The sequence below is a fragment of the Priestia sp. HNGD-A6 genome, from assembly GCF_045784335.1.
Taxonomy (GTDB): domain Bacteria; phylum Bacillota; class Bacilli; order Bacillales; family Bacillaceae_H; genus Priestia; species Priestia zanthoxyli.
In genome coordinates, this window is the sequence record NZ_CP138621.1 from 4,690,632 (window position 1) to 4,711,610 (window position 20,979).

At 37.5% G+C, this 20,979-nt stretch carries 23 protein-coding genes and 1 pseudogene; 21 read left to right on the forward strand and 3 right to left on the reverse strand.

Annotation, left to right across the window (positions count from 1 at the left end):
- The first annotated feature begins 248 nt into the window (after positions 1-248).
- Positions 249-2,147, forward strand: a complete 1,899-nt coding sequence (locus SCI76_RS24290; protein WP_407544599.1) for an endonuclease MutS2 — start codon at positions 249-251, stop codon at positions 2,145-2,147.
- A 186-nt stretch (positions 2,148-2,333) separates the two neighbouring features.
- Here SCI76_RS24290 and SCI76_RS24295 read toward each other — a convergent pair whose 3' ends face one another.
- Together SCI76_RS24295 and SCI76_RS24300 are read right to left on the reverse strand one after the other, a co-directional pair.
- Positions 2,334-2,747: a DUF1259 domain-containing protein gene (locus SCI76_RS24295; RefSeq protein WP_063247363.1), complete on the reverse strand. Its 414-nt coding sequence runs from the start codon at positions 2,745-2,747 to the stop codon at positions 2,334-2,336.
- A gap of 114 nt (positions 2,748-2,861) precedes the next feature.
- The gene (locus tag SCI76_RS24300; RefSeq protein WP_063247362.1) at positions 2,862-3,518 is read right to left on the reverse strand and encodes a DUF975 family protein; all 657 of its coding nucleotides are present in this window, start codon (positions 3,516-3,518) and stop codon (positions 2,862-2,864) included.
- Positions 3,519-3,799: 281 nt separating this feature from the next.
- On the opposite strand from SCI76_RS24300, the gene SCI76_RS24305 reads away from it, so the two are divergent.
- The 13 genes and pseudogenes from SCI76_RS24305 to SCI76_RS24365 all read left to right on the forward strand — a co-directional run bounded on the left by SCI76_RS24305 (position 3,800) and on the right by SCI76_RS24365 (position 13,993).
- The gene (locus SCI76_RS24305; protein WP_063247361.1) at positions 3,800-4,345 is read left to right on the forward strand and encodes a CBO0543 family protein; all 546 of its coding nucleotides are present in this window, start codon (positions 3,800-3,802) and stop codon (positions 4,343-4,345) included.
- Between the two features lie 107 nt (positions 4,346-4,452).
- Positions 4,453-4,812, forward strand: a complete 360-nt coding sequence (locus SCI76_RS24310) for a DUF4440 domain-containing protein (RefSeq protein WP_063247360.1) — start codon at positions 4,453-4,455, stop codon at positions 4,810-4,812.
- Positions 4,813-4,898: 86 nt separating this feature from the next.
- Complete coding sequence (gene lepB / locus SCI76_RS24315; RefSeq protein ID WP_025751067.1) at positions 4,899-5,459, forward strand: signal peptidase I; 561 nt, start codon at positions 4,899-4,901, stop codon at positions 5,457-5,459.
- 235 nt (positions 5,460-5,694) lie between these two features.
- Positions 5,695-6,258 (forward strand): annotated as a pseudogene (locus SCI76_RS24320) (NAD(P)H-dependent oxidoreductase).
- Positions 6,259-6,497: 239 nt separating this feature from the next.
- Positions 6,498-8,540 (forward strand): BglG family transcription antiterminator, encoded by a 2,043-nt coding sequence (locus tag SCI76_RS24325; protein WP_063247358.1) that lies wholly within the window; start codon positions 6,498-6,500, stop codon positions 8,538-8,540.
- A gap of 36 nt (positions 8,541-8,576) precedes the next feature.
- Positions 8,577-9,062, forward strand: a complete 486-nt coding sequence (locus SCI76_RS24330) for a PTS sugar transporter subunit IIA (RefSeq protein WP_063247357.1) — start codon at positions 8,577-8,579, stop codon at positions 9,060-9,062.
- Position 9,063: 1 nt separating this feature from the next.
- Entirely contained in the window at positions 9,064-9,360 is a 297-nt protein-coding gene (locus SCI76_RS24335; RefSeq protein ID WP_063247356.1) for a PTS sugar transporter subunit IIB, read from the forward strand.
- Between the two features lie 42 nt (positions 9,361-9,402).
- Entirely contained in the window at positions 9,403-9,687 is a 285-nt protein-coding gene (locus SCI76_RS24340; RefSeq protein ID WP_013057899.1) for a PTS sugar transporter subunit IIB, read from the forward strand.
- 54 nt (positions 9,688-9,741) lie between these two features.
- Positions 9,742-11,013, forward strand: coding sequence for a PTS galactitol transporter subunit IIC (locus SCI76_RS24345; RefSeq protein ID WP_063247355.1), 1,272 nt, complete (start codon positions 9,742-9,744; stop codon positions 11,011-11,013).
- A gap of 26 nt (positions 11,014-11,039) precedes the next feature.
- On the forward strand, positions 11,040-12,086 hold the full coding sequence (locus SCI76_RS24350; RefSeq protein WP_063247354.1) for a galactitol-1-phosphate 5-dehydrogenase: 1,047 nt from the start codon (positions 11,040-11,042) through the stop codon (positions 12,084-12,086).
- A 5-nt stretch (positions 12,087-12,091) separates the two neighbouring features.
- Positions 12,092-13,123, forward strand: coding sequence for a zinc-binding dehydrogenase (locus tag SCI76_RS24355; protein ID WP_063247353.1), 1,032 nt, complete (start codon positions 12,092-12,094; stop codon positions 13,121-13,123).
- A 43-nt stretch (positions 13,124-13,166) separates the two neighbouring features.
- A complete protein-coding gene (locus SCI76_RS24360) occupies positions 13,167-13,496 on the forward strand; it encodes a hypothetical protein (protein ID WP_057244395.1) in 330 nt (109 codons plus the stop codon).
- A gap of 332 nt (positions 13,497-13,828) precedes the next feature.
- On the forward strand, positions 13,829-13,993 hold the full coding sequence (locus SCI76_RS24365; protein WP_013057894.1) for a hypothetical protein: 165 nt from the start codon (positions 13,829-13,831) through the stop codon (positions 13,991-13,993).
- Between the two features lie 81 nt (positions 13,994-14,074).
- On the opposite strand, the gene SCI76_RS24370 is transcribed toward SCI76_RS24365, so the two are convergent.
- Positions 14,075-14,329, reverse strand: a complete 255-nt coding sequence (locus tag SCI76_RS24370) for a hypothetical protein (RefSeq protein WP_013057893.1) — start codon at positions 14,327-14,329, stop codon at positions 14,075-14,077.
- Positions 14,330-14,691: 362 nt separating this feature from the next.
- Between SCI76_RS24370 and SCI76_RS24375 the strand changes: the two genes are divergently transcribed.
- The 7 genes from SCI76_RS24375 to SCI76_RS24405 all read left to right on the forward strand — a co-directional run bounded on the left by SCI76_RS24375 (position 14,692) and on the right by SCI76_RS24405 (position 20,896).
- Positions 14,692-15,498, forward strand: a complete 807-nt coding sequence (locus SCI76_RS24375) for a cell wall hydrolase (RefSeq protein WP_048018930.1) — start codon at positions 14,692-14,694, stop codon at positions 15,496-15,498.
- Between the two features lie 238 nt (positions 15,499-15,736).
- Complete coding sequence (locus SCI76_RS24380) at positions 15,737-15,871, forward strand: hypothetical protein (RefSeq protein WP_255219778.1); 135 nt, start codon at positions 15,737-15,739, stop codon at positions 15,869-15,871.
- 230 nt (positions 15,872-16,101) lie between these two features.
- On the forward strand, positions 16,102-17,052 hold the full coding sequence (locus SCI76_RS24385; protein WP_028414467.1) for an ABC transporter permease: 951 nt from the start codon (positions 16,102-16,104) through the stop codon (positions 17,050-17,052).
- Complete coding sequence (locus SCI76_RS24390; RefSeq protein ID WP_328175040.1) at positions 17,045-17,992, forward strand: iron chelate uptake ABC transporter family permease subunit; 948 nt, start codon at positions 17,045-17,047, stop codon at positions 17,990-17,992. The genes SCI76_RS24385 and SCI76_RS24390 overlap by 8 nt, the downstream gene beginning before the upstream one ends.
- Entirely contained in the window at positions 17,986-18,744 is a 759-nt protein-coding gene (locus tag SCI76_RS24395) for an ABC transporter ATP-binding protein (protein ID WP_028414465.1), read from the forward strand. The genes SCI76_RS24390 and SCI76_RS24395 overlap by 7 nt, the downstream gene beginning before the upstream one ends.
- Before the next feature lie 23 nt (positions 18,745-18,767).
- The gene (locus tag SCI76_RS24400) at positions 18,768-19,724 is read left to right on the forward strand and encodes a siderophore ABC transporter substrate-binding protein (protein WP_033580631.1); all 957 of its coding nucleotides are present in this window, start codon (positions 18,768-18,770) and stop codon (positions 19,722-19,724) included.
- 317 nt (positions 19,725-20,041) lie between these two features.
- The gene (locus SCI76_RS24405) at positions 20,042-20,896 is read left to right on the forward strand and encodes a manganese catalase family protein (protein ID WP_013057886.1); all 855 of its coding nucleotides are present in this window, start codon (positions 20,042-20,044) and stop codon (positions 20,894-20,896) included.
- The last annotated feature ends 83 nt before the right edge of the window (positions 20,897-20,979 follow it).

Sequence of the window (20,979 nt, forward strand, 5' to 3'; positions counted from 1 at the left end):
CTTTTATTTGCTTATGGATTTATTTCACTGCCTATGAAGATACCTACAATGCTTTATAAAGGGTTCGGCATTTGTCGCGAAAAAGGCGTCTGTTTTTACAGAGCTTTCTTTCGTGATATGTGTTTAGACACCTTATGAACGCAAAAAGCTGTGGGATCACCACAGCTTTTTTTGTTTACCTTTTTCATTGCCTTCTAATAAATAGGTATCTTCATATGTGATGACAAATCATAGTGAGGAGAAAAACCATGAATACGATGACATTTGAAAAATTGCAGTATCATCAATTAAAAGAAATCGTAAAAGCTCACTGCGTAAGTGAGCTGGGAAAACAATTAATGGATAAACTTCAGCCGAGCACATCTCTTAAAACAGTAAAAAACCGACTTAAAGAAACAACGGAAGCACGAAGACTTCTAGATGCTGAGAAATCACTTCCCCTGTCAGGTGTCTCAGGTATAGGAAGAGTCATCGAAAAGCTTGAAAAAGGCATGATTTTAGAGCCCGAAGAGCTAATGCGCGTATCCGATTTTTTAAAAGGCTGTAGAAAAGTAAAACAATATATGGTGGATAAAGAATTTTTTGCTTCGCTCTTAAGTTCCTATGCCCATTCGATGAAAGAACTGACAAGTATAGAAGAGGAAATTAATTTTGCGATTAAAGCTGGAAAAGTAGACGCTGCGGCAAGCAAAGAGCTCAAGCGTATCAGAAGACATATAGAAGGAACGGAAGCTAAGATTTCAGAACAGCTTGCAAAATTTTTACGAAACGGTAAAAACAAAGAGTATATTCAAGACTTCTTCATCAGTAAAAAAGGAGACCGCTATACGATTCCGATCAAGGCATCCTATAAAAATCATGTTGGAGGAACGATTGTTGAAACATCTTCTAAAGGGTCAACAGTGTTCATAGAGCCGGCGTCTATTACAAAGCTGAATGCGGAACTAGCGATTTTGAAAGCAGAAGAAGAGGTAGAAGAATATCAAATTTTAGCGTCTTTAACAGGTTTAGTGTTAGAGAAGCTAGCTGATATTCATATTAATTTAGAGCTAATTAGCCAATACGACATGGTGTTTGCCAAAGCAAAATACAGTAAACAGGCAGATGGAATTGAACCTAAAATTAATGATTATGGATATATTCATTTAAAAGGCGCATATCACCCGCTGTTAACTGGTAAAATTGTTCCGCTTCACTTCGAAATTGGCAAGAATTATCGAAGCTTAATTATTACGGGACCTAACGCAGGAGGAAAAACTGTTGTCTTAAAAACGATTGGGCTACTGACACTCGCTACAATGTTAGGATTTCATATTACAGCTGATGAAGGAACAGAAATTGCATTGTTTGAGCATATTTTTGTCGATATCGGCGACAACCAAAGTATTGAAAATGCGCTGAGCACCTTTTCCTCACACATGAAAAATATATCGGCTATTTTGCAAAAAGCAACGAACAATACGCTGCTCCTATTTGATGAAATTGGCAGCGGCACCGAACCGAATGAAGGAGCTGCACTTGCGATTGCAATTTTAGAGAAGTTTTATCATATGGGCTGCATAACGGTCGCGACTACGCATTACGGAGAAATTAAGCGTTTCTCAGAAATTCATCCTGACTTTATGAATGCCGCGATGCAGTTCAACAGTAAAACATTAGAACCGCTGTATCAGCTGTTAATTGGCACATCTGGAGAAAGCAATGCGCTTTGGATTTCAAAGAAGATGAAGGTAGAAGAAGAGATTTTACAAAAAGCAAAGTTCTATATGGAAAGCAAATCGTATGATACAGAAGTTGTCAGAGAAAATAAAATAAAAAAACCAACTATTTTGAAGGAAAAGAAAAAAGACCGTGTTGAATACCAAATGGGAGATCGAGTCAAGCTGTTAGATTATGAAAATCATGCGATTGTGTATAAGTCTAAAGATAACACAAACAATATAGTCGTACTCTATCAAAATGAGTTAATTGAAGTAAACGTTAAACGAGTAGCTCTTGAAATCAAAGCTGCTGAATTATATCCCGAAGGCTATGACCTCGATTCATTATTTATTAGCTATAAAGATCGAAAAGAGCAGCATGATCTGCAGCGAGGATCAAAAAAAGCATTGCGGAAAATTGAAAAAGATATACGGAAAAATAGGTAAAACAAAAGCCCAACACTTGTAGGAAAGTGCTGGGCTTTTGTTTTTATGCAGCTTCTCAACAATACATAGCTCCCTTTTGTTAATGACTTAAAAGGTAAGGACGTTTCCTTTAGCTATATTAGTAATCTATAGGTGTAAAAAACATCTCTCACCTCTCTAATGTACCCAAGAGACGTGTTTAATAAATTATTCCTTTGCCGGAATGGGAAGACTCTTGAGCGTTGTAAAACAAAAAGCCATTTTTTTCGCAAAATGTAAAGGAGGCTCTACAGATTGAATATGAAGATACATAAGGACCGGTTCTGTAAAAAGCCAATGGTTATGCAAAGCGCTTACGATAAGACCTTGCCGCGCAGCAGCTTCTGTAAAACGAGGGATTTCTTCTTGTAAAATAGCAATCTCAGCCAAGTTTAACGCGTTTCCCTGCGCGTCTATCGCCTCAAATGATACGCCAACAGGAACGACAGAGCTGCTTTTCCGCCCTTGAACAGAAGCCTGAAAGCTTCTTTTAAGCGACACTGAGCATCCTGTTGGACTAACTTTGCTTTTAGCGTTTAAAATCTGCCCAAACTGCTGACATATCTCACTTGTAGTATACATATAAGCCCCTGCCTTTCTTCTATACTCTTAGTAAGCTTTATGACATAAGAGCTTCACTTATGCAAACCGTGTTCTTATAAAAAAATCCTCTTCACGATGAAGAGGATTTTTTTATTATTCAGCATGCGATGAACGTTCGTTTAACAAATTTTCATAAAAACGAGCAAGTGAAGCAGAAAGGTATGGAATAGACCATAAAAAGCCGATTCCTACTGTAATAATACTTAATAAAAACCAGCCAAGAAAGCTTAGCAGCAGCAGGAAGTACTGTCCTTTATAACCATTCATCAACCTGCGGCTTTCTGTAATCGCTTGATTCATCGAGTAAGTAGGATTGTCTTTACAAATATAGTACGTTTGTGAATATGCCAGTGCTTTAATAATTCCAGGAATCAGTAAAAGCAGCGACCACAGCATCACATAAAGAGTCATAAGTACATAAATTCCTAATGACTTTACATAAAGGCCAAAGTCTTGGAATGTTTTAAACAAGTGCCCCAATTGAACAGATTCACCTCGTGCTAGACCTAAAAATGCCCAGTAGTTCGCCATCAGAAGAGGCGAGAAGACAATAGCAAAGGCAGTTGAAATCCATGAAGCGGAATCAGATTCATCTTTCATCCAATTGTCATAGCCTCCGCTTGCCACAATTTCAAATGGAATAGGCAGAAGCGTATATACTCCGTACGTCACCACCGTCAGTAGAATCGCAAGTCCCCAGCGATTCTTTAAAGAAGCTTTAGCTTCTCTTTTAATCGTACCGATGTTCATGTTGTTCCTCCTTTAATGTTGCAAAACAGTATCTTTTTGCTCGTATTAACATGTAAACCATGCACAATTGTTAATTTTGTATGAAATGAAAATAATAGTCAATAGGTTCTGAGATGAAAAGAGCGCTCTTACAAAAATTTTTACTAGACAGATAGAAATCTCTAAGTAGGTACAATCTGCTTTTGAAGAAGGAGGAGGTGCAAAAGCACTGTGTGCGATGTTTTATTTTAGTTTGAAGTGAAACCCTCATGGAAAGACTTTCTAAGATAGGAGGGATTTCTATGTTTGAAATGATTAAAATGATGCAACAAGTCTTAAACGAAAAAGAATTTTCTTATTGGGTTCATCAAGATCTTTTTAGTTTTCAGTGGTGGCTCATAGTAGTGATAAATGCACTTTTCCTGCTGCTTTTTTACTTTTTTATTGATAGACAGCATCTCTTTTTTATGCTTCTCGTTTTTTTTATCAGCTTTGATATAGTCGGCTTGGTAGATGAATTCGGTAAATTTTTTAATCTGTGGTGCTATCCTCACCAGATGCTTCCATTTACCGATCGCTTCAATACGGTTGACTTTGCTATTATTCCGGTAAGTATCGCACTCGTCTACCAATTTTTCAGCAAATGGAAATTTTTCTTTATCGCACATATTATTACGTCTGCCGTTATTGCTTTTATAGGCATTCCGATATTCAAAGCGCTGTATTTGTACCAATTGCTGAACTGGTCGATGTTTTATTCATTTCTTACCGTATTCGTCATGGGAATTGTCGTGAAAATGATTAGCGATTGGATTGCGGGTAAGAAGAGAGGCTATAGCGTTAGCTAAACAAACAATACTCCTGTCTATTTGAGATAGGAGTATTATTTGTTTAAGGCAAAACGGCAGTATTCCTTTATAATAAATGTAAGAAAGAATGAGAGGAGACTGTGAACGTGGAAAAAGCGAATATCACCCGAACATTTTATGAGTTGGAATGCAGCCACTTAAAATCAGAGATACGAACCTCTGCTAAAGAGCTTTCAAACATTCTTGCAGATGGTTACGTGGAGTTTGGCAGTTCAGGAAGGGTATGGAAACGAAAAGATTACAATCACAATCATGTACTTTCGCCAGATGTATTTGAGATCTCTCATTTTCATGTAGACGTATTGTCTCCTGACTGCGTATTAACTACCTATCATCTTATGAACCATACGGCAGAAAAAAAGACGCTTCGCAGTTCTATTTGGCGAAAAAGAGAAGAAAAGTGGCGCTTGTTTTTCCATCAAGGCACAGTGATAAACGGGGAGTAATAAATAAGATTATTCGGTTATTATTATACTTTCCCTCTATTTGATGCTATGATGAAAGTATATTTTGACGTAAGGGATGTTTTGAAATGAGCAAAAATAACGTAAAAAAAGAAGTGTTTTCATGGATTAAGTCCATTGTTATTGCATTGGTTATTGTAGTGGGAGTTCGCCATTTTTTATTTGCGCCAACTACGGTTCACGGTGAATCGATGTATCCAACGTTTGAAGATTCAAATCGCGTTATTTTAAATAAAATCAGTGATGTTGATCGCTTTGATATGATTGTATTTCATGCACCGGATGCAGATGAAAATTATATTAAACGTGTAATTGGACTGCCAGGAGATACGGTAGAAATGAAAAACGACGTTCTGTATATTAACGGAAAAGCTTATAAAGAGCCGTATTTAAAAGAATCTAAAAAATCTCTTGCACCTAATGAAAAATTCACGGAAGATTTTACGCTTCAAACGCTGCCCGCAACTGATGGCAAAGTGAAAGTGCCGAAAAATTCACTGTTTGTAATGGGTGACAACCGTCCTGTAAGTCATGATGGACGAGCATTTGGCTTCATTCCACAAAAATCAGTGATCGGAAAAGTGCAGTTTCGCTACTATCCGTTAAATGAAGTGGGCGAACCGAAATAAAAAAAGGGAAAAAGGCTGGCGAAATTTAATTCGCCAGCTTTTTTTGTTGGGTTAAAAGAACTGATTTTAAAAAAAACGATTTGCTTTATACAAGTTAAACATCTTCTAAGGAATCAGTAAATTAGACCTTTTGTTACTTCAAAGTAAGAGGTAGTACTGATAGATAAGCAGTTTTTATGGGTACACAGATATATGAAGATAAAGAAGTAAGGATTTTGGAAAGGAGCAGGTCAGCATGAAAAACGTATTAATCATTAATGGACACGAGTATTATAAAAAGTCAAAAGGAGAGTTGAATCAGACGATTTTTAATGAAATGCAGCATTTACTCGCTGATCAATTTGACATTAAAACAACGGTAGTTGATAAAGGCTACGAATTAGAAGAAGAAATTGAAAAGTGGCTATGGGCTGATGTTGTGATTATGCAGACGCCTATTTAATGGTTCAGCATTCCCGGAAAGTTTAAGCAATATATTGATCGCGTGTATATGGATAACATTTTCTTTAAAGGTTCCAATCAATACGGGCGAGGCGGCTTATTAACGAGGAAACAATACATGTTTTCTCTTACATGGAATGCGCCGGGAGCGATTTTTAACAATGACGAAGCTTTCTATGAAGGAAAAAGTTTAGACGAAGCCATTATGCATTTGCATAAAATGAATCAGTACGTCGGTATGAGTCCACTTCCAACATACTCTATTCACGATGTAGTTAAACATCCAAACATTGATCACTACAAGCATAAATTACAAAATCACGTAGCAGAAGTATTTGGAATAGGAGAGCGCCAATAAAAATCGATATCTACAAAAAACCTGACTAAACAGTCGGGTTTTTTTATTCCCTTTGACACAAAATTCGTAGTCAAAAACAGTTTTTCTTTTTCTTTCTGAGTACTAGAGAAATGTCTACAATGGTAAGGAAGAGTTAACCATCAAGTTGCACAACAATTCGACCAGAAGTGGTAATGAAAGCGTAAACATTTTGGTGAAGATCAGTGATAGAATAAATTTAAGCAAGGGGGGAGCAATTGATGCATCTAGATGAAAGGAGCAATTTAATTTTAAAACGAGTGGTTAACAATCCAGGTATTTCCAATTCAGAATTAGAGAGAAAATATCATCTTTCACGGAGGCAGATTAGCTACAGTTTTACAAAAATTAATGACTGGTTAAAGAGTAATAACTACCCAAAAATTCAGCGAACGAACGGGGGGAAATTTATTATTGATCCTCTTCTAATGGAACTGTTTACTGAAAAAGTCGAACACTCTGCTGGAAGTTATATTCCGTCTGAAAAAGAAAGAGCTCAATTGGTTTTGCTAATGCTATTAAGCAGCGAGGAAGAATTATCTTTACTTCATTTCTCCAGCTCGCTATCAGTGAGTAAGAATACGGTATTAAGAGATATGAAATATACACAGAGAATTGTAAATGGTTATCATCTTGAAATTATTTATTCGCGAATGCACGGATACGACATAGTAGGAAGTGAGTGGAATAAAAGGAAGCTGCTTATTGAAGTACTCCGGACCGTATATGACATGTATCAAGGCGAGACGTATATTCAGGCATATACAGGAATTTCAAGAGAAGAAATTAAGAGATTAAAAGAGCAAATGGAAAAAGTAGAAAAGCGTTTAGCACTTCAATTTATCGATCAAAAAATAAAACTTCTTCCATATACAATAGCTATTTTGTTAAAACGAATTAAAAAAGGAAACTTAATTAAAGATTCTTATCATATCGACTATGAAGAACTGTCGGATACAAAAGAGTTTGAGGCTGCCGAAATTTTAATTGAAGATGCTGCTTGTATCCCAAAGGAAGAACGTTTATTTATTACATTACAATTGCTTACTTCTAACGTTCTATCCTCCCAATTTTTAAGAGATGAAGAAACTCTTGAATTAAAATCTTCATTAAAAAAAAGCCTTGCGTTATTTGAGAAAAAAGCATGTATTACTTTTAAAGAAAAAGAGAAGCTGCTTCAAAAATTAGTGCTGCATATGAAACCAGCTTACTACCGCATTAAATATCAGCTAACTACTAACTATTCAATAATTGAAAAAGTTAGTGAAGAGTTTGAAGCCATTCACTACATTGTAAAAGATTCATTAAAGCCTTTTGAAACTTATATTGGCTGCCCTATTCCTGAAAGCGAAGTGATGTTCATTACCGTTTTTATTGGCGGACATTTAATTAACAGTGGCGAAACGATACAGCTGAAAAAGAGAGCGGTGGTTGTTTGTCCTAACGGGGTATCCATTTCACATTTGATGGAGCACACGCTGCGCGATTTATTTCCAGAGTTTTATTTCTACGAAGCTCTTTCGATTCGAGAATTTGATCAATCAAAAGCTGAATTTGATATGGTATTTTCTCCTGTTCCTGTCCAGACTTCTAAACATTTATTTATTGTGGAACAATTTATTTCCGATTTTCAAAAGCTCCAGCTTCGGCAGCGAGTCATTCAAACCATATTCGGTTTAAATACATCCGTGGTGAACATTGAACAGTTAATAAGTGTCATTGAAAAATACGCAAAAGTTGATCAGAAGTCTCAACTTCAAAAAGCACTGCAAGATTATTTTTCTCTCCAAGTATTAAACGAAACAAGTAAAAATCAAGAATACAGTTTAGCAGATTTAATTACACCTGAAACAATTGTGCTGCGCGATCAAGTGGAAAGCTGGAAGGAAGCTATTTCAATAGCCGCTGCCCCGCTTTTACATAAAGGTATTATTACTGAAGCTTATATTGATAAAATGCAGGAACAATATCCGTCTATGTCTCCACATATTGTACTAAGACTTAATGTTGCAATACCTCACGCAAGCCCTGAGGACGGTGTTCAAGCAGTAGGCATGAGCTTACTTAAGTTAAAAGAAGGCTTATTATGCGGAGAGCAAAAAGTTCATTTTATTGTTGTTATCGCAGCTATTGATAAAAAGAAACATTTAAACGCTATGCTGCAGCTGATGAAATTAGCGGAAATGAACGGGGTAATAAATGAGATGAAACGGTTAAATGAAAAATACAAAATCTATGAAATAATTAAAACGCACTCTATCTAATCATGGTACAGAATGTATAGCAAGGAGGATACAATCGTGACATTACAGCCTTTTTTAAAAGAAGAGTTACTGAAGTTAAATAGTGTATGTAAAGATCAAACCGATATCTTTGAAATGGTGTACAAAGAGGCATTTGGCAAAGGGTATGTCAGTGAAAATTTTCTGACAAAAATTAAAGAAAGAGAAGCATCTTTTCCGACAGGTCTTAAAATAGGCGATTACAGCGTAGCAATCCCTCATACAGATCCAGAGCACGTTTTTGAACAATTTATTAGTTTGGTTACCTTACAAAAACCTGTATCGTTTTATTTAATGGATGACAATACAAAAAAAGTGGATGTGCGCATTGTGCTTCTATTAGGTTTAAACCAGCCTCACACCCAGTTAACAGTACTTCAGGAGCTGATGCAAACAATTCAAGATCAGCAAAAAATAGAGCAATTATTACAGGCTGAAAATCAAAGGGACGTTCAAGCTATTTTTAACGGAGTTGAAAATATTATTACAAAAGGGGAGAAGTAAAATGAAAAAGTATATGGTATTAGTAGCGTGCGGAGCGGGAATTGCAACATCAACAGTGGTGTGTGAACGAGTAGAAAATTTATTAAAAGACAACAGCATTAACGCAGAAGTTGTGCAGTGTAAAATTGCCGAAGTAGCTTCTCGCCAAGAAGGAGCAGATTTAATTGTATCGACAACGATTTTACCTACAACATATAGCATTCCGGCATTAAGCGCAACCTCCTATATCACAGGGATTGGCATGGAAGCACTGGACCAAAAAATAATAGATGCCTTAAATAAACCAGTTGCAAATTGATTAGTCAGAAAATTAAAAATAATAAATCGGGAGATGAGTAGAATGAAAAAATATACGGTATTAGTAGCTTGCGGAGCAGGAATTGCAACATCAACAGTGGTGTGTGAACGAGTAGAAAATCTATTAAAAGACAACGGGATTAACGCGGAAGTTGTGCAGTGTAAGATCGCTGAGGTAGCCTCTCGTCAAGAAGGAGCAGATTTAATTGTATCGACAACGATTTTACCTACAACGTACAGCATTCCAGCATTAAGCGCAACCTCCTATATCACGGGAATTGGTATGGAAGCACTGGATCAAAAAATTCTGACGCATTTACAAGCATAGGTATCACGTGTTGCCTCCATTTTAGAAAATGACAAAGAAAAATGAGGGATGGATATGGATAAACTTCTATCAGGTGTGCAGGCAGTATTAAATCTAGGACCTACAGTTATTTTACCAATTGCCATTTTTATCTTAGGCCTGTTATTTAAAACAGGTGCAAAAAAAGCGTTTAAATCCGGAATTACAATAGGAATCGGTTTTGTCGGGATCAACTTAGTTATTGATTTACTTGTAAAAAACTTAGGACCAGCAGCACAAGCAATGGTTGAACGATTTGGTCTAAACCTAACTGTTATTGATACAGGATGGCCTTCTGCCGCTGCAATATCTTGGGCATCTCCCGTTGCAGCTATACTAATTCCTGTTTGCTTGTTTGTAAATATTATTTTGCTTTTATTAAAACTGACTAAGACGCTTGATATTGATATTTGGAACTACTGGCACTTTATCGCTGCTGGTGCAACAGGATACGTCGTCACAGGAAGCTGGTGGTTTGCAATATTGTGTACCGTTCTGTATGAAATTGCTGTTTTATTTGTAGCAGATAAGACGGCGCCAATGGTTCAAAAATTTTACGGGTTAGAAGGAATTTCTCTTCCTACGGGCTCTACAGCTGCGTTTGGACCAATTGGTATTTTGGTAGGTATGGGTGTATCAAGGATTCCAGGGATTAAAAGGTTGAATGCAGATCCCGAATCTATTCAAAAACGTTTTGGTATTTTCGGTGAACCAATGATGATGGGGTTAATCTTAGGATGTGTAATCGGTATATTAGCAGGCTATGACCTCGGTAAAGTTTTTCAGGTAGGTATTTCAATGGGAGCGGTTATGCTTTTGATGCCTAGAATGGTTAAAATCTTAATGGAAGGACTTATTCCAATTTCTGAAGCAGCTCGTTCTTTTCTTCAAAAACGATATGGTGATCGTGAAATATATATTGGATTAGACGCCGCTCTTGCAGTAGGACATCCATCCGTTATGGCTACAGCACTATTACTTGTCCCCATTACATTACTTTTAGCTGTCATTCTGCCTGGGAATAAAGTATTGCCGTTTGGGGATTTGGCTACCATTCCTTTCTATGTAGCTTTTGTTGTGGGCTCATTAAGAGGAAATATTATACACTCTCTTATTTCGGGCACCGTTATGGTAGCGCTATCACTTTACATGGCAACGAATTTCGCAGATGTGCATACGCAAATGTTATCAGGAGCTCAGTTTTCGATGCCGGAAGGTGCAACACGAATTTCAAGTTTAGACATGGGAGGAAACTTATTTAACTGGCTTATTCTTAAGTTCTCTCAGCTGTGGGCTTCTATTTTTTAAAATAGGCATAAACAGGAGGTAAGGCAATGAAAGCGGCCGTGCTGCATGAAAAAAATGAAATTATTTATCAAGATATTGGCATTGATTCCTGCCGAGCGAATGAAGTCAAAATAAAAGTAATGGCAGCAGGAATATGCGGATCAGATACACACAAAATGACAAGCAGATGGAAGTATCCGTTGCCTGCCATTATGGGTCATGAGTTTGCTGGATATATCGTTGAAAAAGGGGCAAAAGTAACAGATTTGAACGTTGGGGACAGAGTAGCTGCTATTCCGTTTAAACCGTGCAACGCATGTGAATATTGCCAAAAAGGACAGTATTCGTTATGCGAAAACTACGGAATGATTGGTGCTCAAGCATTTGGTGGATTTGCTCAGTATGTCAATATTCCAGCTTCTAATGTTATACAAGTAGGAGAGATGGACTTTGAAGAAGCAGCGATGATAGAACCTTTAGCAGTAGCGCTTCATGGAGTACTTAATATTCATCCGCAAATAGGAGACACCGCAGCGGTCTTTGGAGCAGGAGTCATTGGTATGCTGGCGATTCAATGGCTGAAAATTGCAGGTGTAAAAGAAATCATTGCCATCGATATTTCTAGTGAAAAGCTTGCAGAAGCAAGGGCCATGGGTTGCGAAAAAGTGATTCATGCCCGTTATGAAAATGTCTTTGAAAAAATTAATGAATACACAAAAGGGAGAGGGGTGGATCTTGCACTCGAATGCGCAGGTTCCCCTGTCACTCAAGAGCAGTGCCTGCTCGTTACTCGTAAAAAAGGGAAAGTTGGATATTTAGGTATTGCTTATTCAGATGTGTGTTTATCTGAAGCAGCATTTGAGAGTATTTTTAGAAAAGAGCTTACGTTACAAGGTTTCTGGAACTCTTATTCTGCACCGTTCCCTGGGAAAGAATGGGAAACAAGCGTTGACTTTGTTTTAAATGGAAAGATTAGATTAAAAGAGTTAATTTCTCATCGCTTCAAGTTAGAAGACACGCAAAAAGCATTTAATATGATTATTAATCGAGAAGAAGCTTATGGAAAAGTATTAATAATTCCAAATAAGGAGTGAAAAAAATGAAGGCAGTCATGAAGGTAGAGCCAGGCTACGATAATATGCTGTTAAAAACAATCCCTGAATCAGAAGTTCAGAAAAACCAAGTGAAGATTAAAGTAGCGTATACCGGAATATGCGGTACGGATATCCACACGTTTACAGGTCAATATAAAAATTCCCAGACGCCGGTTGTGCTCGGGCATGAGTTTTCCGGTATAGTCGTTGAGGTAGGAGAAGATGTAACAAAAGTAAAAGTTGGCGATAAAGTAACGAGTGAAACAACATTTGTGACGTGCGGAGAGTGTGAGTACTGCTTAGAAAAAGACTATAATCTGTGCGCTCATCGAAAAGGAATAGGTACACAAATAAACGGCAGCTTTGCTGAATATGTTATTTCACGTGAAGAAAGTGTCCATGTGCTGCCGGATACAGTCGACTTAAAAGCAGCTGCTTTAACTGAGCCTCTAGCTTGCTGCGTCCATGCAGCTTTAGAAAAGACAGTTGTTAAAAAAGAAGATAAAGTATTAATTTTTGGTCCAGGACCCATTGGTTTACTGCAAGCACAAGTTGTAAAAGCACAAGGCGCGTTTGTTATATTAGCAGGTATTACAAAAGATCAGAAGCGATTGGAGCTAGCTAAGTCCTTAGGAGTTGACGTAGCGGTAGATATCCAAAAAGAAAGCTTAGAAGAAATGGTGCTGACCTATACAGACGGATACGGTGTTGACAAATTATTTGAGTGTTCAGGTGCTGTTCAGGCGTTAAACCAAGGCTTGCCTCTGGTTAAGAAAAAAGGAACGTTTGTACAAGTAGGGATTTTCTCCGAAAAATTAAACCTTTTAGATCAAGAATCTATCATTCAAAGAGAAATTACATATATCGGCACGCGTTCTCAGAAACCAAGTTCTTGGCATATTGCTTTGAAACTTCTTGAAGAGAAGAAAATTAATACAGAGAAAATGATCACTAAAATTGTGCCTCTAGATTATTGGCGTCAAGGATTCGAAGCCGTTCTATCAGGTAATGAAATAAAAGTACTTGTTCAGTCGTAGAAATGAACTATATAAATAATGTAAATCAGGGGAGGGAGGAAGTGTGAAAGATACGCAAATGGAAGCCGGTTTATATTGTAACAGTTGCAAAGAAGAGCTTCCTCACCACGTTTACTATATTAACGGCAAAATTGTACGCGTAGAGTGTCAAGAATGTAGGCGTACAATGGTATTTAAAGTTGATGTTTTGAAAGAGTTCTATAAAGAGGTCTACAAGCGTGTCTCTACTAAACCTAACCGAGTATCAAAAGAATATAAAAAAGATATAAATAGATTTTTAACTGGAATTCCGATAAGGTTAGTGAGCAAGCCTTATCGTCTAATGAAAGATTTTAATGAATCCATGCATACTATTCACCGCTACAAAAAATGAACTGCTAGAAAATAAAGGGCGGGTTGCCTGTTGTTATAGCTGATGCATCAATGCGTTTTTTCTAGCTACATAAAAAAGCTGCTTTCTATACATGCAATGTATAGAAAGCAGCTTTTTTACGTGACAGTTTCAAACTTCAGGGTGTGAGGTGGGGTAGTTTTTGTTTACCCGTATATATCTAAATAAAACAATCTAAATGATAATGAAGTAGAAATTATTTATTCCGTTTGTTTATAAATTGTTTAAATATAAGATGAAGCAGTTTAGCTTTGGAAAATAAGGGAAGAAACATACTAACTTGCCTGTGTATATTTAGAAAAGGAGGGATAAAGATGTCGTTAGCTCATTTTGATGATATTTCAGAAATTTGCTATGCATGTGAAAAACAGCCTCTTGGGAAAAGACAAAAACGCATTGGCGTATGGACGGAAAAAGAAATGAGAAAGCCTGTTGAAGAGAGAGTAGAAAATCAGAAGGTGGTCGCCCTTTCTCGTTAATGTAAAAAAGCCTTTAGCTCATCTAAAGGCTTTTTTACATATTGGCGTTTGGACATGTGTGAAGGGTCATAGAAGCAATCGTTATAAATCTTCTAGTCTTTGAACTTTTTTGCCTTCTATTTTATGCTGTTCCATCGTTTCTTTTAACTCTTTGTTCGCCGTTGTCATGGTCGTTTCATTTGTTACGCCCATAAATGACCAGCCGTGAGATTCAAGCCAGTACTTGAATTCCCGCAAAAACTCTTCCTGCGTTCCTCCCGTATGATAAAAAGCTCCTTGAATCGTAATAGCCGGTTTTTCCGTATTATACGTTACATACATTTTATTTGCACACATCCAAATGGACCTCCTTTATTAATAAACAAACGTAAATTGACAAAGAAGCGCTGAATCATTCCTCAATAGTTACACTATTTCTCTATTTGACTGCTGTTTTCCTTTTAATCTCTGCGATTAATCATAATTAAATCAAGTTTTTTACAGAAAGAGGAATGTAAGTAAACAGATAAAAAGCGCGTTTCGCAATGAAATCGTCATATTTCTACATATTCTTTAAGGGTCATGTAAAAGTTGTAACATAATGAATGGCACTGTAAGAAACTTAATCCAATTAGAACAAATGTTACTGTTTTTTTTAATGAAAAGGCGAATCTATGTGCTAAGGTAATAACAGGTTCAAATTTTAGGAGGTAGTTTTTGTGAGTAAAAAACGTGTAAAAAAATGGGCAGTTGCTTCTGCAGCGTCTGTAGCATTTCTAGCAAGTCAAGGAACAGCATCAGCAGCAGCTTCGCACAAAGTCGTAAAAGGAGATACCTTGTGGGGGCTTGGCCAACAAAATGGGGTTACGGTAGATGAGCTGAAAGGCGCTAATAACCGCCAAAACGACATGATTTACGTTGGAGAAACATTAACGATTCCTGACCAGGGACAAGCACAATCTGCCGCTAGTCCGGCAACATCTGTACATACAGTAGCACAAGGCGAAACGTTATATCATATTGCAACACAAAACGGCATGACTGTGGATCAGTTAAAAGCTGTTAACGGTTTACAAAGTGATATCATTACCATCGGACAAACATTAAAACTTCAAGGAGAAGCACCGGCGCCGGCACAAACTGCTCCGTCTACATCGGCTTCTGCACAAGATCAAGATTTACTAGCTAGATTAGTAGAGGCAGAAGCAAAAGGTGAGCCGTACCAAGGAAAAGTAGCGGTAGCAATTGTGGTATTAAACCGTGTAGCTTCACCGGAATTCCCAAATAGCATTCACGACGTTATTTATCAGCAGCTAGGAAACGGCGTGTATCAATTTTCACCAGTAGCAAACGGAGCAATTAATCAACCTGCATCAGAAGAATCAAAACGAGCGGTAAGCGAAGCATTATCAAACCCGCATGAAAACGATGCGCTGTTTTTCTATAATCCGAAAATCGCTGAAAGCCAATGGGTTGCAACGCAGCAAGTAACGGCAGTTATCGGAAACCATGTATTTGCAAAATAAGTAGATTTCTTTCAAATATAAACATATATTTCATATATATGTAATATTCATACAAAGAGTCTGTTACAAAAGTATCTTGGTTAAAGCAAAATCCAAACTATTAATATTGATAGTTTGGATTTTTTTGTTATGGTGAACGTAGGTTTCGTATATGTAGAGGTACTTCTAGCTGTTGATTGGAGGGTAAGGAGAAGACTCCTGGGGAGAAAACGGAACAAATGAGACCCCGCAGGAGCCCATGCAAAGAGGAGGCTTATCGGCCGCCCGCGGAAAGCGAGGCCTTGCACGGAAATCAACAGCGGTGAAACAAGCAGTCCAGATCATTTATTCCTATTATTCGTCTTTAAATGAGGGCGAGTTAGGTATGTTTTAATCTCTTATGTATGAAGAGAGAAACAGCTCTTCTTAAGTTTAATTGAACCTTAAAATGTCTTAACAGATCCATCTGTTAAGACATTTTTTTGCTTTAATTTTAAGAAAACCATTGATTATTTAGAGAATAATGGTATTATAGGGGTAGTCAATTGATAATGATAATCATTTACATATGATATAGAGGAGGAGATAACTAGACTTCTAGATGAAAGAAAGGAGCAAGGAAAGTTGAAGTTTTATCAGTTAATTCTTGTGTTTGCTGTACTAGCGGTTTCGTCTCTTTTTGTAGGAGTACAAGACCTGTCAGCGATGGATCTGTTTCATTTAACAAAAGAAGAAAGCCAAACGCTGTTTTTTAGTCGTTTTCCTAGGCTTTTGAGTATTATTATGGCGGGAATGAGCCTTAGTATTTGCGGATTAATTATGCAGCAAATTACGCGAAATAAGTTTGTCTCTCCAACAACTGCAGGAACGATGGACTGGGCAAGACTTGGTGTGTTGATTTCTCTACTAGTATTTGCTTCAGCAAGTCCTCTATTAAAAATGAGCATTGCTTTCATTTTCTCACTTGCGGGCAATCTATTGTTTATGAGAATACTAGACAGAATTAAATTTAACGATACGATTTATATTCCACTAGTTGGTTTAATGCTCGGCAGTATCGTAAGTTCCCTAGCTACCTTCATCGCTTACAAATACGATTTGATTCAAAACCTTTCTTCATGGCTGCAAGGCGACTTTTCGCTAGTAGTCAAAGGGCGATATGAACTTTTATACCTGAGTATACCGCTCTTAATAATTGCTTATCTTTACGCAGATAAGTTCACGGTTGCTGGTATGGGAGAAAGCTTTTCAATCAATTTAGGCGTGAAATACAAACAAATCGTAAACATTGGATTAGTCATTGTTTCGCTTATTACGTCGATTACGATTTTGACCGTTGGCATGCTGCCTTTTTTAGGATTAATCATCCCAAATATCGTATCGATTTACCGTGGAGATCATTTGCGAAAAAGCCTGCCTCATACAGCGGTGCTTGGAGCTGTATTCGTACTTGCGTGCGATATTTTAGGCAGAGTCATTATTTTCCCTTATGAAGTTTCTATTGGGTTAATGGTCGGTGTAATAGGAAGTGCGATCTTTCTTTTTATGCTGATAAGGAGAGGTCGTTATGCATAACAAATATAAAATTATTATTCTCGCCGCGCTGGCTATTTTGTCGGCTGCGCTGTTTATCAGCTATGATTTAGGCTACTGGCAGTACACGCTGCCGCGAAGAATTGAAAAAGTCGCTGCGATTGTTTTAACCGGAGGAGCGATTGCGTTTTCATCCGTTATCTTTCAAACGATTACCAATAATCGAATTCTAACTCCTAGTATTCTAGGACTGGATTCACTGTATTTATTTCTGCAAACGTTTATTGTGTACATCTTTGGCTCGACGAATATTGTCATCATGAACAAAAATCTTAACTTTCTTCTTTGCGTTTCGCTGATGATTATCTTTTCGGTCTTGCTTTACATACTGATATTCAAAAAAGCCGGTAAGAATATTTTCTTTGTTTTACTGGTTGGAATTGTGTTCGGCACGTTATTTAAAAGCATGTCTTCATTTATGGAAATGCTGATTGATCCGAATGAATTTCAAATTGTACAAGATAAATCATTTGCAAGCTTTAACAATGTCAATACTGATTTGCTATACATAGCAGCGGTTATTTTTATCCTGCTTGGCATTTACGTATGGCGTTTTACCTCCATTTTTGATGTTCTGTCGTTAGGAAGAGAACATGCGGTAAATTTAGGTATTGATTATGACAGGCTTGTCAAAAAAATGCTGATTGTGATCGCCATTTTTGTCTCAGTGGCTACAGCTTTAGTTGGGCCGATTACCTTTCTTGGACTGCTTGTTGTGAACCTTGCGAGAGAGCTGTTCAAAACGTACAAGCACACCTATCTTATGATGGGATCACTGCTGCTTAGTGTTATAGCCCTCGTCGGAGGAGAATTTATTGTTGAAAAAGTGTTCACCTTCAGCACCACGCTGAGCGTCATCATTGACTTTGCCGGCGGAATTTACTTTATTTATTTGCTGCTAAAGGAGAATAGATCATGGTAGAAGTAACAAATGTCAGTAAAAAATACGGAGAAAAAACCGTTTTAGAAAAAACATCTGTGGTGATTCCAAAAGGAAAAATCACGTCATTTATCGGCCCAAACGGAGCAGGGAAAAGTACGCTGCTTTCCATTATGAGCCGTCTTATTAAAGCCGACTCAGGATCAATATCAATAGAAGGAAAAAATATAGAGAATATTGACAGCTCGGATTTAGCCAAAAAAATGAGCATTTTAAAACAGTCCAATCAGCTGAATATCAGACTTAGCGTACGTGAACTCGTAAATTTTGGCCGGTTTCCTTATTCAAAAGGCCGGTTAACAAAAAGCGATGAACAAGCGGTTGATCAGGCGCTGAGTTATATGAAGCTTGAAAGTATTCAAGATAAATACTTAGATGAACTGAGCGGAGGACAGTGTCAGCGAGCTTTTATCGCTATGGTCATCGCACAGGACACGGAGTATATCTTCTTAGATGAACCGCTCAATAACTTAGATATGAAGCATTCTGTTGAAATTATGAAGCTGTTGAAACGTCTCGTAGAAGACTTAGGCAAAACCATTGTGATTGTCATTCACGATATTAATTTTGCGTCTGTCTATTCGGATTACATCGTGGCGCTTAAAAACGGTGAAGTGATCCGTGAAGGCCCAACAGAAACCATCATTCAAACATCTGTATTAAAGGATATATACGATATGGATATTCCAATCGAAACGGTTGGCGGACAGCGTATTTGCGTTTATTTTTCATAAAATTTATTCATGAGGTGACAAAAGTGAAAAAAGTGTTAGTAATGTTTGTAGCAGTCTTAACGGCGATTGTTGTGGCCGCTTGCGGTAATCAAGGAGCAAAAGAAACAACAGGTGGAGAAAGTAAGCAAAAAGAAACGGTAACGGTAACCGATCAGTTCAATAAAGACGGAATTAAAATTGAGAAAAATCCTAAAAAAGTTGTAGTATTCAGCATGGGTGCACTTGATACGCTAGATAAACTAGGCGTTGAAGTAGCGGGCTTGCCAAAACAAGCGATTCCTGAGTATTTATCAAAGTATCAAGATGATAAGTATGCGAATGTAGGTGGCTTAAAAGAACCTGATTTCGAAAAGATTGCAGAACTAAAGCCAGACTTAATTATTATTCAAGGCCGCCAAGCAGATTCATTTGATGAATTTTCAAAAATTGCGCCGACGATCTATATCGATACGGACAACCAGCACTATATGAAGTCATTTAAAGAAAACACAAAAGTACTAGGACAAATTTTTGATAAAGAAGATCAAGCGAAAAAAGAGCTAGCAGCAATTGATAAGCAAATTGCAGATTTGAAAAAACAAGCGGACAAACTAGATAAAAAAGCGCTTGTAATGATGGCAAATGACAGCAAAATGACAGCATTTGGTCCAGGGTCTAAATACGGATTAATTCATGATGTATTTGGTATCAAAGCAGCAGACGACAGCCTAGATCCATCGGCTAAGCACGGTCAAAGCATTGCATATGAATATTTAGTTAAGCAAAACCCGGACTACTTATTCGTGGTTGACCGCGGCGCAGCAATTGGTGAAAAATCATCCGCTAAACAAATTGTTGAAAATGAGTATGTAAAAGAAGTCAATGCAGTGAAAAACAATCACGTTGTGTATCTTGATCCAGGTCTTTGGTATTTATCTGGAGGAGGCCTTGAGTCAATGGCAGGCATGATTAAAGAAATCAAAGCAGGAATAGAGAAGTAATAGAAAAAAAGAGCTGGGTTTGACCAGCTCTTTTTTTGCATTTAAAGTATTCAGGGTTCCGTGACTGTAAAAAGACCGCTACGAGCAGTTTTTTGCTTATAACAAAAGGTGTTATCCACATGTTTCAATGAAGTTGTACTTTAGCTACCCAGAATAAAAAGGTCGCATATGGAAACAGTAGTTATGTGCAGATATGAGAAAGACGGCACGCTAGAATATGTTAGGGAGAAAAGAAACAGTGAAAAATCCTATAGCGGACAAAACTCTACATAAGTTAGTTCAAAAAACAAGCAATGTCAATAAAAGGAGTGTTTCATATGTATTATTACAAAGAAGGATTAATTAATGGCATTAAACCGGATAAGCCCGATCCTGCGGCTGCGAAGGTACTGCAAGAAGCCTTAGGCGGTCAGTTTGGTGAAATGCGAACGATGATGCAATATTTCTTCCAAAGCTCTAACTTCAGAGGAAAAGAAACGCAGTACCGAGATTTAATGAAAGGCGTTTTTTTAGAAGAAATAGCTCACGTAGAACTCGTTCAAAATACCATCAATGCATTGTTAGATGAATCCGGCGGAGCCGGCGTAGGAAGTCAAGGTTCAGATCAGGCTCCTCTTGATGAAGCCGTAAAACACGCTAATCCTCATCACTATATCATGGGCGCTCAAAGCTCACTGCCAGTGGATGCAGGCGGAAATCCATGGAACGGATCATGGGTTTATAATCACGGAAATTTAGTAGCTGATTTGCTCAATAACGTTGTATTAGAATCAACCGGTGTTTTACAAAAAACAAGAATATACGAAATGAGTTCTAACCAAACGTTAAGAGAAACGCTAGGTTTCTTAATTGTTCGAGATAATGCTCATCAAAATGCGTTTGCAAAAGCTCTCGAAACATTGGGCGTGGACTGGGGCAAGCTTTTTCCTGTTCCAAATTACGATATCAACAAATATCCTGAATGCAGAAAATTTGTCGAAATGGGCTATCATAACACGCAATTTGATTTTAGATTAGATCCGCATCGAATGGGAGAAATATTCCAAGGGCAGACGCCAAGCAGAAATGGCGGAGACCTAAGCGTAACACCTCCACCGGAAGCTTTTCCAGTCCCTCATTTATCTGAAATGCCAAATGAGCACGCTCCAGGTCTTGGAGACATGAACGCATAAAAATATGCAAATTAGCTTTAATGAATTAGAGCTAAAGCAAATAAAAAACATTGACTGAGAGCTAGTAGTCAATGTTTTTTTAT

What these genes read in the sequence shown, in the direction of transcription:
- SCI76_RS24290 (WP_407544599.1), top strand. Translation starts at nt 249, where the DNA reads ATGAATACGATGACATTTGAAAAATTGCAGTATCATCAATTAAAAGAA.
- SCI76_RS24295 (WP_063247363.1), bottom strand. Translation starts at nt 2,747, where the DNA reads ATGTATACTACAAGTGAGATATGTCAGCAGTTTGGGCAGATTTTAAAC.
- SCI76_RS24300 (WP_063247362.1), bottom strand. Translation starts at nt 3,518, where the DNA reads ATGAACATCGGTACGATTAAAAGAGAAGCTAAAGCTTCTTTAAAGAAT.
- SCI76_RS24305 (WP_063247361.1), top strand. Translation starts at nt 3,800, where the DNA reads ATGTTTGAAATGATTAAAATGATGCAACAAGTCTTAAACGAAAAAGAA.
- lepB (WP_025751067.1), top strand. Translation starts at nt 4,899, where the DNA reads ATGAGCAAAAATAACGTAAAAAAAGAAGTGTTTTCATGGATTAAGTCC.
- SCI76_RS24325 (WP_063247358.1), top strand. Translation starts at nt 6,498, where the DNA reads ATGCATCTAGATGAAAGGAGCAATTTAATTTTAAAACGAGTGGTTAAC.
- SCI76_RS24335 (WP_063247356.1), top strand. Translation starts at nt 9,064, where the DNA reads ATGAAAAAGTATATGGTATTAGTAGCGTGCGGAGCGGGAATTGCAACA.
- SCI76_RS24340 (WP_013057899.1), top strand. Translation starts at nt 9,403, where the DNA reads ATGAAAAAATATACGGTATTAGTAGCTTGCGGAGCAGGAATTGCAACA.
- SCI76_RS24345 (WP_063247355.1), top strand. Translation starts at nt 9,742, where the DNA reads ATGGATAAACTTCTATCAGGTGTGCAGGCAGTATTAAATCTAGGACCT.
- SCI76_RS24350 (WP_063247354.1), top strand. Translation starts at nt 11,040, where the DNA reads ATGAAAGCGGCCGTGCTGCATGAAAAAAATGAAATTATTTATCAAGAT.
- SCI76_RS24355 (WP_063247353.1), top strand. Translation starts at nt 12,092, where the DNA reads ATGAAGGCAGTCATGAAGGTAGAGCCAGGCTACGATAATATGCTGTTA.
- SCI76_RS24365 (WP_013057894.1), top strand. Translation starts at nt 13,829, where the DNA reads ATGTCGTTAGCTCATTTTGATGATATTTCAGAAATTTGCTATGCATGT.
- SCI76_RS24370 (WP_013057893.1), bottom strand. Translation starts at nt 14,329, where the DNA reads ATGTGTGCAAATAAAATGTATGTAACGTATAATACGGAAAAACCGGCT.
- SCI76_RS24380 (WP_255219778.1), top strand. Translation starts at nt 15,737, where the DNA reads ATGCAAAGAGGAGGCTTATCGGCCGCCCGCGGAAAGCGAGGCCTTGCA.
- SCI76_RS24390 (WP_328175040.1), top strand. Translation starts at nt 17,045, where the DNA reads ATGCATAACAAATATAAAATTATTATTCTCGCCGCGCTGGCTATTTTG.
- SCI76_RS24395 (WP_028414465.1), top strand. Translation starts at nt 17,986, where the DNA reads ATGGTAGAAGTAACAAATGTCAGTAAAAAATACGGAGAAAAAACCGTT.
- SCI76_RS24405 (WP_013057886.1), top strand. Translation starts at nt 20,042, where the DNA reads ATGTATTATTACAAAGAAGGATTAATTAATGGCATTAAACCGGATAAG.